A 15,926-nucleotide genomic window follows, 5' to 3' on the forward strand; every position below is an offset into this window, starting at 1 on the left:
CGCCGACGCCTTTCTTGCGCGATCTGGTCATGACCTCCCGCGAAAAGGACATCGATGGCCTGGGCGAATCCCGCCGCGTCGGGGCGGCCACCGACGTGCCGGTGACCTGCCTGGCCCGCGATTACCCCGCCAATACCCTGATTCCGCTGCACCACCATCCCGACCGGCACCAGCTGGTCTATGCCGAAGGCGGCGTGCTGGCGGTGCGCGCCGGCGATGGCCGCTGGGTGGTGCCGAGCACGCGCGCGCTGTGGATGCCGGCGGGCGTGGGGCATCAGGTGCACTGCATCGGTCTGGTGCGCATGCGCAGCCTGTACATCCTGCCCGGCGCACTGCCGGCCGCGCCGAAGGCGCCTTCGACCGTCTCGGTGACGCCGCTGCTGGCCGCGCTGATCCATGCCGCGGCCGAGGTCGCCTCGCCGTGCGCGGCCGACTCGCGCGATGGCCGGCTCATGCGCCTGATCCTGGACGAACTGCAGACCCTGCCGGTGCTGCCCCTGCATCTGCCCGAGCCACGCGACGCGCGGCTGCGCGCGATCGGCCGCCAGCTGGAACAGGCGCCCGACGATGCCTCCACCCTGCAGGACTGGGCCGCGCGCCTGGAGGTGGACGTCAAGACGATCCAGCGCCTGTGCCAGCGCGAGCTGGGCATGACCTTCGGCCAGTGGCGTCAGCAGGCGCGGCTGCTGCGCGCGCTGGAGCGCCTGGCGGTGGGCGAGAAGGTGATCGATGTGGCGCTGTCGCTGGGCTAAGACAGCCCCAGCGCATTCGCGACCATGTTCAAGCGCCGCTTCGGGCAGACGCCGAGCCAGTTCTTCCGGTGAAGACACTAAAGCTGGGACAGACGTCGCAGCTGACGGGTTTGACCGCTTTCCGGGGCGCTGCTAGAAGGTGAACCGGGCCATCCGGGGGTGGCCTCTCTCTCGCAGCGAGACCGATCTCCATGCACCGTCCGACCCCATCTGCCGCCGTCGTTACCCTGCGCCTGATCTGGCTGGCCCTGAGCGGCCTTGCGACCACGGGCTGCGCGACACCGACGCGTCCGGACGCCGACCCCGCCGCCGCTTCCATCCCTTCGAAGGATCCGATGATGAATGCCACCACCGCGCCGCCCCTGAGCCTGGACGATCTCAACCAGCGCGTCCTGCGCCTGATCGACGGCATCCATAGCCGCGAGGATCTCGCACCGGCGCAGCTGCAGCGCCTGACGGGCGTGGAGGTGGAGGTCAATGCCGAAGACCCGACGATCTATGGCATCGCCGGCCCGGTCGCAGGCCAGGGCCGCTACAGCCTGGTGTCCTCGCACAAGAACGCCTCCGGCCAGGTCGACAGCCTGCTGCTCTCCTTCGAGCCCGACGATGCGGCCGCGCCCTGCGCCAGCGTCGAGGGCTACCGCAGCGCGCTGGCGGCCGCCGGCTTCTCCGGCCAGCACCTGCCGGCCGGCCACCGCGGCAACGAAGCCTGGTACTTCACCCGCCAGGGCGTGAGCGTGAACCTGCATGTCCGCCCCGCGCGCGGCGCCTCGCCCGCGCCGGACTGCGTGGCGTCCATGGTGATCGGCGTCTACCAGTAGCATTGGCGAGGACCAGGACATGAACGACAAGCACGTCGCAGGCAAGCCCTCGCCCACCCCGGAACAGCAGCTGCAGTCGATGCTGGATGCCTTCGACAAGGCCAATGCCAGCGGCAGCGTGCATCCAGGGGAAGACCTCAAGGCCGTGCTGGACAGCACGCCGGGCCTGAAGGCCAATGTGCTCGACGCGATCGAGAAGAAGCAGCTGGACAGGATCGAGGCGCTCAACGTCAACGGCGCGCTGGGCGTCTACATGGGCGATTCGCGCACCATCCAGATTTCCCCCAGCCAGCTGCACATCGCGCGCACCGACCCGGAGATGCTCAACTCGGTGCGCTTCACCCTGGGCCACGAGGTCAAGCACGCGGCCGATCGCGCGCAGATCATGACCTCGGACGCCAGCCTGGAGAAAGGCGTCAATGCGCTGGCCGGCAGCGGCGGCAAGGTCCACGACTACACCTCGGTGATCAAGCAGTTCAACGAGACCTCGCGCAGCCTGGAGACGCATGCCGAACTGACCGGTTACAACGTCGTGGTCGCCCAGGTGCTGAAGGACAATCCCAAGGCGACGCTGCGCGATGTCTACAACACCTCGCCCAGCGACATGGATCCGTACATCCAGAAGGGCGGCACGCCGGCCAACCCGACCTACACGCCGCGTCCGGGCATCACGCTGGACGGGCTGAAGATGGCGGAGACCAAGGAGAACCTGGCCGCGGTCAACACCTACTTCTACGAAGCGCGCGGCTACCCGCAGCAGAACGTCTCCCAACTGCTCGACTACGCCGGCCAGGCCGAGGCGCATTACCACCCGGGCAAGGGCGCGCCGCAGATCGAGGTCGACCTCAAGGCGCTGGGCGTGTCCAAGGGCCAGGTCTCCACCAGCGCGACGTATGTCGATACCAGCGCCAAGCCACGGCTCGGCGTGCCGGCCGCGGCGCCTGACGGGCTATCCGGCAACCGCCTCTACGATGATGCCGCGCAAGGCCTGGGACGCACGCAGACCGGTGCCGCCCTGGACGGGATGGCCTTCCGCCAGACCGCCGCGGCGATGGCGGCACAGGCGCAGCAGGACGGCCTGCGCCGGATCGACAGCGTGCACGAAGGCCGCGATGGCCGGCTGTTCTCCGTCCAGGGCCAGCCGGGCGCGCCCGACGCCCTGCGCAGCCATGTCGAAAGCGCCCAGGCCAGCCGCCAGCCACTGGAGCAGAGCGCCCAGGCCCTGCAGAGCCCGCAGGCGCCACCGCCGCAGGTGCAGTCGCGCGAGCAGGAGGTGCAGCAGCATGCGCCGTTGATGCGCTGAGCGCAGCGTCAGCCGGCGCGTGGTGCGTTGGCGGGCGGTTCGTTGGTTTAGGGCGGGATTGCGCGGGAGACTCGCGCTGGAGGCCAGAGGCCAGAGGCCAGAGGCCAGGAGGATTGCGGGGATTGCTAGGTTGGCGGGCCGTCAGCATGCGCCGGCCCGCGCGGGCTATGGGATACCTCAGCAACGCGCCGCGCGGTCGTCGCTGGCCGGGCTACGCGGGATGTGAGCATCGCGTCTGCGTGTCCTCACCCGATGCGCACCGCGCGCTGGCTAGGGTGCCGTCATCTGACCGTGCAAGGAGACATCCCATGCTCAAGTGGGCGCTGATTTTCGCCATCATCGGTGTGGTGGCCGGCGTACTCGGCTTCGGCGGCATCGCCGGCGGCGCGTTCGCCATCGCCAAGTTCCTGTTCTGGGCCTTCATCATCATCGCCGTAATCCTGTTCGTCCTGGGCATCACGGTCTTCAAGAAGGTCACCTAGCTCACGCTCCGCCCCTCCCCTTGCGCAGCAGGGGGAGGCTGGGAGGGGGTTGTCTCAGCCGAGGCGATTTCTACCGAAGAGCAGCAGTCTTTTCACTGACTGGTTCTCTAATCCCAGTTCCCGTTGGATTGCGCCCCAGCGCGGCGACATCGTCTAACGAAGTGCTGGCTAATCACTTGGACTGCAGGTGCGGCTAGGCCTCTCACGCGCCCGATCATTCCGCTGGCGGCTGCATGAACTCGATCGTGATGCGATCGGGGCCCGCGACATAGGCAACCAACGTCCCCTTGCGTGGCCCGCCCGGAATCGGCTGTGGGCTGCCTTTCGCTTTCCAACCCGCGGCCTCGACGCGCTCGATGGCGGCGTGGATGTCCTTCACGGCCAGCGCCAGGTGGGCGGCGCCGATCGCACCTGCGCTCTCCGGTACGGCTCCATGTTCGCGGCCTCCGGAGTACTGCAGCAGTTCAATCACGAACCCGTCCGGCGCCTCAACGATCGCGGTCCGCACACTCGGATCGTCCACCCCTGTGACCTCACGGAGGAATTCGCCGCCCATCTCCGACTGCCGCCGCAGCGTGAAGCCCAGCGCTTGCGTCCAGAAGCGGATGGACTCGTCCAACGAGGAAACGGCAAAGCCCGTGTGATCCACGGCGATCACGTTGGCGGTCTGGGTCACTGCGGCATGCTCCCTGTGGGGGATCGGGAAAACAGGATCTTGCACCTTGAGACCACCGGCAACTGCGAGGCGATCCTGGGTCGAGCAGATCTCAAAGCAAAGAGCAAAAGCACCCCTCCCCCTCAGTCGCTAGTTCGCGACTTCGAGCTCCCCTTCGCCTGCGGCGAGAGGGAGGGGGCAGAAGCGTGCGGCTTGCGTCTGTGGGCTTACGCAGCCAGCGAGCCAGGCAGAGTGCTGCGCGCTGCCCCTCCCCTTGCGCAGCAGGGGGAGGCTGGGAGGGGGTTGGGTCAGGTCGCGCAGATCTCAAAGCGAAGAGCAAAAGCACCCCTCCCCAGCCCTCCCCTTCGTCTACGACGAAAGGGAGGGGGCAGAAGCGGTGCAGCGCCTTGGGTTTGTGGGCTTACTGGGCCAGAAGGCCAAGCAGGGTGCAGCGTGCTGCCCCTCCCCTTGCGCAGCAGGGGGAGGCTGGGAGGGGGTTGCCTCAGGTCGCGCAGATCTTGAAGCGAAGCGCAAAGGCACTTCCCCCTCAGTCGCTAGTTTGCGACCTCGAACTCCCCTTCGCCTACGGCGAAGGGGAGGGGGCAGAAGCAAGGCTTACTGCGCCGGCACGCCCATCTCGCGCAGCAGGGCAGGGGCCGGATAGACCTTGGCCAGCAGCCAGCGGATGTAGCGCGCATCGACGTGGATGGCGCGCTTGTAGCGCGGGTCGTACCACCAGCTGGCGCTGACCGCTTCCCAGTTGCTGTCGAAGTTCAGGCCCATCAGCTCGCCCTTGGCGTTGAGCACGGGCGAGCCTGAGTTGCCGCCGGTGGTATCCAGGTTGGTCAAGAAGTCCACGGTCTGGGTCTTCAGCACCGGGTCGGCGGTGCTGCCGAAATCGCCCTTGGCGATCGCTTCCAGCAGCGGCTTGGGCGCGTCGAACGGCACCGTGCCGGTGTTCTTCTCCACGATGCCGGCCACCGTGGTGAGCGGCGCATAGGCCACCGCATCGCGCGGCGCCAGCGGGGTCACCTGGCCGAAGCTCACGCGCAGCGTGCTGTTGGCATCGGGATAGCTGGCGCGGCCCTGCTTGGCGCGCCAGGCGGCCAGCGCCTGCATGTAGGCCGGGCGAAGGCGCAGCAGATCGCCCTCGCGCGTCTTGCGGGCGTTCTCCAGTTCCAGCTGCGCCGGCACCAGCTTGGCGGCCAGTGCGATCAGCGCATCGTCGGCCAGCGGCTGGCCCTGGCGCGCGGCAGCGAAGCGCGACAGGCGCTCGCTTTCGGTCCCCAGCGTGGTCGCGCCGTACAGCGCGTCCAGCGCCTTGGCCAGTTCGGCCGGGGTGCGGCCGAAGGCGGCATCGAAGGCCGGCACGCGCTGCGCCTCCGGCAGCTGCTGGTAACGGCCCAGCAGCACGGTCAGCAGCGCCTTCTCGGTGGTCGCGTCGTAGCGGCGCTGCACCTGCTTGAGCTGGCCCTCGATCAGCGCCTGGTCGCGCTGCTGGTAGCCGGTCTCGCGCTGGGCATCGGGCTTGGCCGACTCGAGGCGCAGGCGCTCCAGGGTCAGCGCCGAACGCAGCAGCTGCGTCTGCCCGGCGACCAGGCCCAGCAGCAGGTCGCGATCGCCCAGCGCCTGGCCTTGGGCCAGCAGCTGCTGCAGCTGATCGATCTGCTGCTTCTGCGCGCCGCGGGTGGCCGCGAGCATGCCGGCCTCGTCGGCGGCGCGCAGGCGCGCGGCGTCGCTGCGCTGCAGGCCTTCCAGCTCACCGGCGGCGCGCTTGCGGTTGTTCTTCAGCGACTGCAGCTGCGAGGCATAGCGCGTGCGCGCCTCGGCATTGGCCTTGCCGGCCTGCTCGATCTGCGCGATCAGCGCGATCAGCGCATCGAACACCGCCACCCGCGCCGGCAGCACATGGCCGACCTGCGCCTCGAACTCGGCCGCGGTGCGGTTGCGATAGGTGATGCCGGGATAGCCGGCCAGCATGGCGAAGTCGCCTTCCTTCGGCCCCTCGACGGCCATCTTGAGGAACGCCGGCGGCTGGTAGGGCACGTTGTCGGCGCTGTAGTCGGCCGGCTTGCCGTCCTTGCCGACATAGGCGCGCAGGAAGGTGAAATCGCCGGCGTGGCGCGGCCACATGAAGTTGTCGATCTCATCGCCGTAGTTGCCGATGGCGCGCGGTGGCGCATAGACCAGGCGTATGTCGCGCAGCTCCAGCTGGGTCACGCGATAGAAGTCCGCGCCGTAGTCCATCGTGGCCACGCTGCAGCGCACGTTGCCGGCGGCCTCGCACGCGGCCACCAGGCGCTTGCTGGCCGCGTCCACGGCGTCGTAGTAGGCGCGGCCGGTCTTGCCCTTCGCATCGGCCAGCACCTGGTCGGTGACCTTGTCGAAGGCGGTGGTGACCAGCACGCGGAAATCCGGATTGGCCGGCAGCTCCTCGCCGCGCGCCTGCGCGACGAAGCCATCGTCGATGAGGTTGGCGCCGGCCTTGGTGCTGTACTGGATCACGCCGTAGGCCACGTGGTGGTTGGTGACCAGCAGTCCGTCGCCGGAGACGAACGAGCCGGTGCCGCCGCCGACCTTCACCACCGCGCTCAGCGGCGCCTGCGTGACATCGGCCAGCGCGGCCGGATCGCCGCGGAAACCCGCCTCACGTAGCGGCTCGGCCAGCGACGGCAGCTGCGTGGGCAGCCACATGCCTTCGTCGGCACGGGCGGTGGAGGACAGCAGCAGCGCCAGCGAGGCGGCCAGGGGCAGGGTGCGGGTCATGTGGATCCGGATGCGATGCGAAACGTGGCGGCGACAGTAGCGGCCACCCGCGCACGCGGCAAATGGGAAGCGCATGACGGTTCGGTCATGAGCGTGCTCGACAGTCGCAGGACCGACGCCGACCCCATCGCGCTTGCTGGGCAAGGGCGTTCATATCGCCGCTTAAGCGTCAGGGGCGTTGGTAAGCCAATTCTTGTCCAGCTTCAACGCGCGGTAGCTGTTGCCGGCTTTGGTCTGGAGCGCGCGCTTAAAATACGGCTCTCGTAGCTTGAAGGGCGAGTCCTTCATCAAGGCCTGCAGCCACGGACGGTGTTCTTGTGCATCGAATGCAAACGGAAAGACATAGGCAGGCTGAAAAAACATGCCGTTGAAGTCATCGAAGTTGATGCCGAGATACGAGCCTGCGATGGTCGTGTCATCGATCCCGCGCCAACGGAAATCTTGCGTAATGCAGAAGCGGAAGCTTGAGACTTTGCGCTGGTGGGACGCATGGGCGTAAGAAAATAGTTCGAAAGCCTTCGGAACATCTTCGATTCCGATGCGCCAGCGGCACCAATGGCCTTCGCTTTTTTCTGGGGCGCCAAACGTAGCTAGCGCCCGTTCTTGCGATGGAAACTTCATCTTCTCCCCGGCGTATCCGCTTGGCCCGACTGCTTCAACGAGGATATCGGTTCGCAGGGCACCCTGCGTATTGCGAGTAAGGAAGCGCTGCGTCATATCCCAAGCATCAAAGACGTTCCGCTTTGTTGGCGCATGTCCAAAACCAATGGATTTTGGAGGTGAATAGCTGAGGTGTTCGACGGTGTCCATCTGCGTCCTTGCAAGTGGGTGCCCAGGGCGCGGGCATCGCGATGAAGCGGAAATCTCGGCCTACTTCTCTTTCTGCCAATTGATCGACCCGCGCGTTTCCACGGTGGACGATTCGATCTCGGCGTTGAAGCCCTTGCGCAGCAGGTATTTCAGGGTGACCACCGAACCGCCGCCGACCATGGCCACGCCGTAGCTGACGTAGAGCTTGGGCGAGAGATACTTGCCGATGCCGAATACCGAGGCGCCCATCGTGCGCGACTCGAGCACGCCGGCGTCGTCCAGGCCGATCTTGGCGCCCAGCTGCGAGGCCAGCAGGCCGGCGCCGGCCGACAGCGCCGAGGACGCGGCGCTGACCTGCGCGCTTTCCTGGCTGCTGGCGGTGCTCAGCGGGCGGCCCAGCACCAGGTAGGCCAGCGCGTCGGATTCGGAGGTCTCCGGGTTGGACCAGACACTGGCGCGCGGCGCGCTGGCGCGGCCGGTGACGTCGATGCCGGCCGTCACCCCGGCGCTGACCACTTCGCGTTCGGCGCGGATGTTGATGTTGGGGTCGGAGACGTCGTCGTTGCTCCAGCTCAGCTCGCCGCGGGTGATGGTCAGCTTCTGCCCATAGGCGGTGTAGCGGCCATCGACGTTGAGCTGGCCGGTGGCCGACATGGCGCGGCCGGCGCGCGAGTGCACGTTCATCTGGCCCTGCAGCGAGCCTTCCAGGCCGAAGCCCTTCATCCGCACCTGGTCGCCCAGGTTCACCGCCAGGTCCAGCTTGAGCAGCGAGCTGCCGCCTTCCTCCGGGTCGGCCGGGTCCAGCACCACCACGTCCTCGGAGGTGGACACGCCTTCGCTGAGCTTCTCCAGGTTGAGGTTGGCCGAGGGCACGGTGACCTGGCCGCCGACGCCCAGCACCTTGCCCTGCAGGGCGATGGTCATGTCCGGGTCGATCACCGCGCGCAGCTGGGTGGTGTCCGAGGCCAGGAAGTTGTCGCCGCGCACGTGGAACAGCAGCGGCTCGTCGCCGCCCTGCCAGCCCAGCGAGCCGTCGATGGACAGCGCGCCGCCGGTGCCGCCGCCGCCGGTGGCCGACTGCGACTTCACGCTGCCCTTGATCTGCGCGGTGCCGTCGGACAGCGCGGTCAGCTGCGCATTGCCCTGCACCAGGGTGATGCCCAGCGCCGGCAGGTCGCCGGTGAAGTCGCTCAGGTCGGCCTCGCCGCTGAGCAGCGGCGCGCCGCGCGTGCCGGCCAGGCCGATGTGGCCCTTGAGCTTGCCCTGCGGGCGCACCAGGTCCGGCGAGAACAGCTCCAGCCAGAACAGGCGGTCGTTGTAGAGATAGATGTTGCCGGTCAGCGGGGCGTAGCTGTCCCAGCCGGTATCGAAGGTCGCATCGACGAAGCCGTTGCCCGCGAAGCCCGTGCCGAGGCGGCCGTGGATCTTCTGCGGGGTCATGTCCACATCGATGCTGAAGTGGTCGTAGTGGACCAGTTCGCCGCGGCTGTTCTTGCCCATCTTCAGGCCGCCGTCCATCGAGGCGATGTGCACCTGGCCCTGCCAGGCGTTGGCCTGCGGCTTGAGGTTGGCCTCCAGTGTCAGGTCGCCGCGCAGGCTGAGCTGGCGGCCGTCCTGCTGCGGCAGCCACGGCTGCACCAGGGTCAGCGGCAGTCGGTCGGAGTGCGCGCGCACGCCGTTGCGCGGCCAGTCGGCCGACACGCACAGGCTGCCGCCGTCGCCGCCGGCCAGACAGCTGTCGGACAGGGTGAAGGCCTGGCCCTTCTGGCTGAAGCGCGCGGCCTGGGTCAGCGCCCAGGCATCGCCCTTGGACGGCACGATGCGCAGCGTCTCCAGCGTGCCGGACCAGGCGCCGTCCTGCGCCTGGCGCGCCGCGCCGGCGAGGGTGAGCGAGGCCATCGGGCTGTCGGCCTGCGCGTGCAGCTGCAGGTCCTGCACCGCGCCGCGCGCTTGTACCTCCAGGCGGTCCAGCGCCAGCCCGGCCTGCACGCCGGTGCCGGTCAGGGCCAGCTGGCCATCGCCGCTCTTCCACGGCAGCCGGCCCTTCAGGCTCAGGGTCTGGGCGGTATAGGTGTCGAACTTGAGCGCGTTGCCGGTGAGGTCGGCCTCGAGGGTCGGCGCGGCGCGCGGGCCGGAGAGCTTCAGCGTGCCGGCCAGCACGCCGGTGGCGCCAGGCAGCAGGTCGGCCAGCTCCAGCGGGTCCAGGGTAGCATCGACATCCAGGGTGTCGGCCACCTTGCCCTGCGCCTGCACGCGGCTGGCGCCCAGGCTCAGATCCAGCTTGCCCTGGCCGCTGTCGCCCTGCAGGACGAAGTTGCCGCTGCCGGCCAGCTTGCGGTCGCGCAGGCGGCCGCCCAGCTGCGGGATGTCCAGCGTCGCATCGAACCCCGTGCCCTTGCCCGCGGCCGGATCGCGCTGCGCGCCCTTGCTGGACAGCTGGCCGGTGACCGCGCCCTTCCAGCCGGCGGCGAAGTAGCCCGGGTCGAAGTTCTGCAGCGTCGCCGCCACGTCCCAGGACAGCTGCGGCGCCCAGCCGACCTGGCCGGTCACCTGCAGCCCGCCGGCCGGAGTGGTCGCCTTGAGCGTCTTGAGCAGCACCTTCTCCAGGTCGCCGCGGCCGTCGAAGTCGACCTTCGCCTTGTCCTGTCCGCGCGCCAGATCGGCCGTGCCGATCGCCGCCCAGTCCGCCTTGCGTCCGGCCACGCCCAGGTCCGCATCGGCCTGGATGCGCGCATCGCCTTCGCCCCACTTCAGGCCGCGCGCGTTGACCGCGAACTTGAAGCTCGGGTCCTCGGTCTGGGTGAAGTCGGCATGGCCGTTGAGGGTGACGCGGCCGTCGAGCAGCTGCACCGCCAGCGGCTGCACGGTCAGCGTGGTGTCGTCGATGCGCACGTGCGAGGGCTCGATCACCACCGCGTTCTCGCCCTGCTGGGCGTGGCCGCTGATGGCCGCGCCGCCGTCGGTGCCGCTGGCCTGCAGGTCGAAGGCCAGCGGCGGCGCATCGGCCGCACCCACGCCCAGCAGCGACAGGTCCAGCTGCTTGCTGACCGCGCGCATGGCCCAGTCCGGCTTGGTCGCGCCGCGCACGTCCAGATGCACGCGCACCGGCGCCGGCGCGTTGCCGCCCACCGCCACCTGCATGTGCTTGACGTCGCCGCGCGCGACCAGCCCCAGCCGCGCCGGCGTCTTGCCGCGCGGCGCAGGGAAGCCGGCCGACACGGTCAGGTCGGTGTCGTAGTCGTCGCCCGGCCGGTAGTGGCCGTCGATGGAGAAGTTGCCGCGGTCGCTGGTGATCTTCACCGCGCTGGCTTCGGCATAGCCATCGCCCAGGTCCACGCCGCCGCGGATGCTGCCGAGGAAGATCACCGGCTCACCGTCGGAGGTGTAGCGCAGCCGGTCGACCTGCAGCGTGTCGGCCTGCAGGTTCAGCGGCAGCTCGATCTGCGGCATGACCTCGGGCCAGCGCGGCAGCTCGAACGGCTTGTCCGGGCTGGGCGCGACCTCCAGCGTGGCGTCCTCCACTTCCAGCCGGTCCAGGCGCAGGCGCTTGCCCAGCAGCGGGCGCAGGTCCGGATCCAGCAGCACACGCTTGGCGGTGAAGTCGATGCCGTCCATGTGGAAGTGCACGTCGCGCAGCGTCAGCGGCCCGGCGACCGGGCCTTCGGCGCTGGCGTAGGTCAGCGAACTGCCGGCCGGCAGGCGCGCGATCACCTGCGCCAGCAGCACGTCGCGGCCGGCCACGGTCTGCAGCAGCCAGTACAGCCCCACCAGCGCCACCACCACCAGCGTGGCCACGCCGATCGCGCTGCGGATGGCCAGCGTGCGCATGCGCGCCTTGCGCCGGGCGCGCAGCTGCGCGATGCGCGCCTCGCGCTCCTCGGGGGTGAGGTCCTGCGGCGTGCGGCTCACAGGCTGGTCCCGATGCTCAAGTACAGCTGCACGACCGAGTCGGGATCGTTCAGGCCGTGGGCGATGTCTACCCGCACCGGGCCGATCGGCGAGCGGTAGCGCACGCCGACGCCCACGCCGGTCTTGAGATCGGGCGAGTCGTTGTAGGCGCTGCCGGTGTCGACGAAGATCGCGCCGCCGAACGGGCCGCCCTTGTAGTAGTGCTCGTACTCGGCGCTGGCGGTGATCAGCTTCTTGCCGCCGACCGAATACTCGCCGCCCTCGGTGCGCACGCGCGGACCGACCTCGCGGTACTGGTAGCCGCGGATGCTGTTGTCGCCGCCGGCGTAGAAACGCAGGCTCGGCGGCAGCGCGTCGGGCGAGCCGGCGCTGGTCTGACCGATCTCGCCGCGCAGGATGAAGCGGTCGTTGGCGCCGATGCCCTTGAACCAGCTCGCGCCGACCTGCAGCTGGGCGAAGTTGGTGTCCGAGCCGGCGCCTTCCAGGCCGCCGCGCAGGGTCGAGCGCGCGACGATGCCGCTGCGCGGGAACAGGCGATCGTCCACGTTGACGTACTGCGCCTCCAACTGCGGATAGACGTAGGTCGCGTAGCGATACGGCGCGGCCGCCTCGGCGCCGTCGCCGTTCTCGTCTTCCAGCTCCAGCTTCCAGCGCTCGCGCAGGGCGTGGATCGAGGCGGTGAGCGTCCAGTTCTCGTTGAGCTGGCCGCTGCGGCTGCCGATCAGCTCGATGCGGCGGGTGTCGATGTAGTCGGTCTGCTCGTCGTACAGCTGCGCGGTGGCCGCATACCAGCCATCGAGCCACTTGAACGCCGGGATGCGGTAGTTGCCGGTGAGCGACTTGCGGTTCTGCGCGTAGTCCAGCAGCGCCTTGAATTTGTGCCCGCGCGAGTTGACGTAGCGGCGCTCGATGCCCGCCAGCACACCGGCGCCGTACTCGGTGCCGTAGCTCAGGCCGGCGGTGTAGATGTTGCGCTTGGCCAGCTTGAGGTTGACGTCGATCGGCACGCGGCCGTCCACCGCGTGATCGGGATCGGGCTGGATGTCGATGTTGCTGAAGTAGTCCAGCGCCACCAGCGACTGGCGCAGCCGGTCCAGCTTGCCCTGGTGGTAGTAGCTGCCCTCGTCCCAGTAGACCAGCTGGTCGAGCAGGCCGGGCCGGAAGTAATCCTGATGGAAGATCGTCGGGCCCATGTCGTAGCGGATGCCGCTGACCCAGGACAGGTCGATGTCGGCGGCATGCTGGGCGCGGGTGATCTCGACCCGGCGGTCCTGGAAGTCCGCATCCAGATAGCCGCGCTCGGCCAGGCGGCGCACGATCTTGAGCTTGCTGGCCTCGTAGGTCTGGTGGTCGAACACCTGGCCCGGGCGCGGCGCGAAGTCCTTCAGGTCCTGGGCCAGGTAGCGGTCGCTGCCGCCTTCGCCCTCGATGCGGATGTCGGCATCGCGCACGCGCACCGGTTCGCCCGGGTCCACGGTGACCACCACCGTGAGGTGATCGGCCGGCGCGCGCACGCGCGGCGCGTTGGCGGCGCTCGGCGCGGCCTGCCCGGTGGCCTGCTGCGCGGTGGTGCCCTCGCTGGCATCAGGATTGACGTCGGCCGGGGCCACCGAGGTGGTCACCTTGCCGTCGGCGTCACTGGCGTCGCGCTGCACCTGGGCGCTGGGCTGCGGCGCGGTGTCGCGATCGTCGTCGTCATCCTCGTCGTCGTCCTTGTCCTTGCCGCCGGTCTTCTTCTGCCGCTCCACGCGCGCGGCCTGGGTGGCATCCAGGCGGGTCGTGGTGACGGTGATGGTCGGCCCGTAGTAGCCGAAGGGCTCCAGCGCGTGGGCGGCCTCGTCCTTGGTCTGCTCCAGCAGATACTCCAGCCGGGCCTCGCCCAGGCGCTTGCCCAGCGCGTCGTTCAGCGTCAGGGCCACGCGGATGTTCTCGGCCATCGCGGCCTGGGTCTCATCGTCCTCGTTCAGGCCCTTGATCTGGACCTGGTCGACGATGGCCGCCGCCCACGCCAGCGCCGGAGACAGAGACAACGCGGCGGCGAGGGCAAGCGAGGAAAGGACGCGCATGGGGGAAAGCATACCCAACCGCCCTCCTGCGCCGGGTTAAGGCGCCATGACGGCGTTGCGTCCCGAAGGCGCCACAACACACCCCATCGTCGTTCCCGCGAACGCGGGAACCCAGCGCCTTCCGCCTGGAAAAGCCCAAGCCCGCTGTGTCCGCCTGCGCGGGAACAACGGGCCTCCCAGGCCGTCCTCAGGCCGAAAGCTGCGCGATATCGGCCACCTTGCCGAAGCGCGCATGCAGCCGATGCAGCAGGGCCAGGCGATTGCCGCGCACGGCCGGGTTCTCGGCGTTGACCATCACCATGTCGAAGAAGCTGTCCACCTGCTCGCGCAGCAGCGCCAGGCGCGCCAGCACCGCGACGTAGTCGTGCTGATGCAGGGCGGTGTCGGTGTCGCCGATCGCGGCCTGCACGGCCTCGGCCAGCGCGGCCTCGGCCGGGTGTTCGATCAGGCCACGATCCAGGTGATCGGGGATCTGCACGCCCTCGGCCTGGGCCTTCTTGAGGATGTTGCCGATGCGCTTGTTGGCCGCGGCCAGCGCGGCGGCCTCGGGCAGCGCGGCGAAGGTGCCGATGGCCTCGATGCGGCGGTCGAAGTCGTACAGCGAGGCCGGCTTGAGCTCGGCCACCGCGTTGAACTGCGTGGTCGGCACGCCCTTGTCGGCGTAGTAGCCTTTCAGGCGGTCGAGGATGAAGTCGTAGAGCTCAGGTAGGAGCTTGTCCATCGCATCGAACAGCTCTTTTTTGCTCTTATCTGCAGGACCGGCCTCTCCAACCAAGCCAACCGCAGTGGCTAGCAGCGACTTCAGATCCAGATCAAACCCACTCTCGATGATCGTCCGCGCCAGCCCCAGCGCATTGCGGCGCAGCGCGAAGGGATCCTTGTTGCCGGTCGGCTTGAGGCCCGCGGCGAAACCGCCGGCCAGCGTGTCCAGGCGCTCGGCGATGGCCAGCACCTTGCCCAGCGGCGAGAGCGCGATGTCGTCGCCCGCGAAGCGCGGCTGGTAGCCCTCGTCGATGGCCAGCGCGACCTCCTGCGATTCGCCGGCCGCCAGCGCGTAATGGCGCCCGGCGATGCCCTGAAGCTCGGGGAACTCGCCGACCATGCGCGACTGCAGATCGTTCTTGGACAGCTCGGCCGCGCGCCGGGCCAGCGCCGGGTCGGCGCCGACCTTCGGGGCGATGGCCTGCGCCAGCGCGGCCACGCGCGCGACCTTGTCGGCCACCGTGCCCAGCTTGGCCTGGTAGGTGACGGTCGCAAGGCCCTCGCCCATCGCCACCAGGCCCTGCTTGAGGTCCTCGTCGAAGAAGAACTTGGCATCGGCGAAGCGCGGGCGGATCACCCGCTCGTAGCCGGCGCGCACCTGCGCCGGATCGCGCGAGGCGATGTTGGCGATGCCGATGAAGTGCTCGGTCAGCACGCCGTCGCGCAGCACGGGGAAGAACTTCTGGTTGATCTCCATCGTCTCGATCAGCGCTTCCTGCGGCACGGCCAGGAAGGCGGGTTCGAAACTGCAGGCGACCGCGCTCGGCCACTCGGTCAGGCACACGACCTGTTCCAGGTTGTCGTCGGTGACGCGCGCGTCGCCGTCGACGCTGCGCGCGGCGGCCTGGACCTGTTCGATGATGCGGGCGCGGCGCTGCTGCGGGTCGACCAGCACGCGCGCGGCTTCCAGCGCGGTGACATAGTCGCCCGGCGCGGCGATCGACACCGGCGCATCGTGCTCGAAGCGGTGCCCACGGCTGTCGCGGCCGGCGGCCACGCCCATCAGCGTGGTGTCGATGACCTGCTCGCCCAGCAGCGCCACCAGCCACTGCACCGGCCGGGCGAAGGCGTAGTCGTGATCGCCCCAGCGCATCGGCTTGGGGATCGGCATGGCGGCCACGGCCTCGGCGATCACCTCGGGCAGCAGGTCGGCGGTGCGCGCGCCGGCGCGCGTGGCGCGCAGCACGAAGCGCTCGCCCTTGGCGTCGGTGGTGCGCTCGAGCTGGGTCCAGTCCACGCCGGCCTTGGCCGCGAAACCGCTCAGCGCCTTGGTCGGCTGGCCGTCGGCGTCCAGGGCGATGTTCACGTACGGGCCGAACACCTCGCTGGCCTGCTCGGGCTGCTCCACCGCCACGCCCGGCAGCAGCACCGCCAGCCGGCGCGGGGTGAACAGCGGCCGCGCCTCGCGCGCGTCCACCGCCACGCCGCGCTTTTCCAGCCCGGCCTTGATGCCCTCGAACAGCGCATCGGCCAGCCCCGGCAGCGCCTTGACCGGCAGCTCCTCGGTGCCCAGTTCGATCAGGAGGGGAAGTTGTTCGCTCATGTGGTCAAGCCTTGGAGAAGAGTCCGCTCGGCTGGGCGAGCGAGGTGCATCGGGAAG

General features: G+C 69.2%; 9 protein-coding genes and 1 pseudogene. 4 read left to right on the forward strand and 6 right to left on the reverse strand.

The window, feature by feature from the left end; all coding sequences use genetic code 11:
* Positions 1–29: 29 nt before the first annotated feature.
* The 4 genes and pseudogenes from EAT51_RS05355 (at position 30) to EAT51_RS05370 (ending at position 3,358) form a co-directional block, all read left to right on the forward strand.
* A pseudogene (locus EAT51_RS05355) lies at positions 30–824 on the forward strand (AraC family transcriptional regulator).
* Between the two features lie 266 nt (positions 825–1,090).
* Positions 1,091–1,573, forward strand: coding sequence for a hypothetical protein (locus tag EAT51_RS05360; protein WP_130514810.1), 483 nt, complete (start codon positions 1,091–1,093; stop codon positions 1,571–1,573).
* A gap of 19 nt (positions 1,574–1,592) precedes the next feature.
* Complete coding sequence (locus tag EAT51_RS05365; protein WP_130514811.1) at positions 1,593–2,876, forward strand: XVIPCD domain-containing protein; 1,284 nt, start codon at positions 1,593–1,595, stop codon at positions 2,874–2,876.
* Positions 2,877–3,184: 308 nt separating this feature from the next.
* Positions 3,185–3,358 (forward strand): DUF1328 domain-containing protein, encoded by a 174-nt coding sequence (locus tag EAT51_RS05370; protein WP_130514813.1) that lies wholly within the window; start codon positions 3,185–3,187, stop codon positions 3,356–3,358.
* Positions 3,359–3,572: 214 nt separating this feature from the next.
* Here the strand turns inward: EAT51_RS05370 and EAT51_RS05375 are convergent, their stop codons facing one another.
* The 6 genes from EAT51_RS05375 to glyS form a co-directional block, all read right to left on the reverse strand.
* Positions 3,573–4,016, reverse strand: coding sequence for a VOC family protein (locus EAT51_RS05375; protein ID WP_130516131.1), 444 nt, complete (start codon positions 4,014–4,016; stop codon positions 3,573–3,575).
* 612 nt (positions 4,017–4,628) lie between these two features.
* Positions 4,629–6,779 carry a S46 family peptidase gene (locus EAT51_RS05380; protein WP_425478172.1) on the reverse strand — a complete coding sequence of 717 codons (2,151 nt, stop codon included), beginning with the start codon at positions 6,777–6,779 and terminating at the stop codon, positions 4,629–4,631.
* Between the two features lie 162 nt (positions 6,780–6,941).
* Positions 6,942–7,589, reverse strand: coding sequence for a hypothetical protein (locus tag EAT51_RS05385; protein ID WP_130514815.1), 648 nt, complete (start codon positions 7,587–7,589; stop codon positions 6,942–6,944).
* A 60-nt stretch (positions 7,590–7,649) separates the two neighbouring features.
* Positions 7,650–11,417, reverse strand: coding sequence for a translocation/assembly module TamB domain-containing protein (locus EAT51_RS05390; RefSeq protein ID WP_130561421.1), 3,768 nt, complete (start codon positions 11,415–11,417; stop codon positions 7,650–7,652).
* 77 nt (positions 11,418–11,494) lie between these two features.
* Positions 11,495–13,564, reverse strand: a complete 2,070-nt coding sequence (locus tag EAT51_RS05395) for an autotransporter assembly complex protein TamA (protein WP_130514817.1) — start codon at positions 13,562–13,564, stop codon at positions 11,495–11,497.
* Between the two features lie 187 nt (positions 13,565–13,751).
* Entirely contained in the window at positions 13,752–15,869 is a 2,118-nt protein-coding gene (gene glyS, locus EAT51_RS05400) for a glycine--tRNA ligase subunit beta (RefSeq protein WP_130514819.1), read from the reverse strand.
* Positions 15,870–15,926: the final 57 nt, after the last annotated feature.

This window comes from Pseudoxanthomonas winnipegensis (assembly GCF_004283755.1).
GTDB classification, from domain to species: domain Bacteria; phylum Pseudomonadota; class Gammaproteobacteria; order Xanthomonadales; family Xanthomonadaceae; genus Pseudoxanthomonas_A; species Pseudoxanthomonas_A winnipegensis.

Bases quoted from the DNA above. Each gene is read 5' to 3' on its own strand.
- EAT51_RS05360 (WP_130514810.1), top strand. From the start codon at position 1,091: ATGAATGCCACCACCGCGCCGCCCCTGAGCCTGGACGATCTCAACCAG.
- EAT51_RS05365 (WP_130514811.1), top strand. From the start codon at position 1,593: ATGAACGACAAGCACGTCGCAGGCAAGCCCTCGCCCACCCCGGAACAG.
- EAT51_RS05370 (WP_130514813.1), top strand. From the start codon at position 3,185: ATGCTCAAGTGGGCGCTGATTTTCGCCATCATCGGTGTGGTGGCCGGC.
- EAT51_RS05380 (WP_425478172.1), bottom strand. From the start codon at position 6,779: ATGACCCGCACCCTGCCCCTGGCCGCCTCGCTGGCGCTGCTGCTGTCC.
- EAT51_RS05385 (WP_130514815.1), bottom strand. From the start codon at position 7,589: ATGGACACCGTCGAACACCTCAGCTATTCACCTCCAAAATCCATTGGT.
- EAT51_RS05390 (WP_130561421.1), bottom strand. From the start codon at position 11,417: ATGCGCACGCTGGCCATCCGCAGCGCGATCGGCGTGGCCACGCTGGTG.
- EAT51_RS05395 (WP_130514817.1), bottom strand. From the start codon at position 13,564: ATGCGCGTCCTTTCCTCGCTTGCCCTCGCCGCCGCGTTGTCTCTGTCT.
- glyS (WP_130514819.1), bottom strand. From the start codon at position 15,869: ATGAGCGAACAACTTCCCCTCCTGATCGAACTGGGCACCGAGGAGCTG.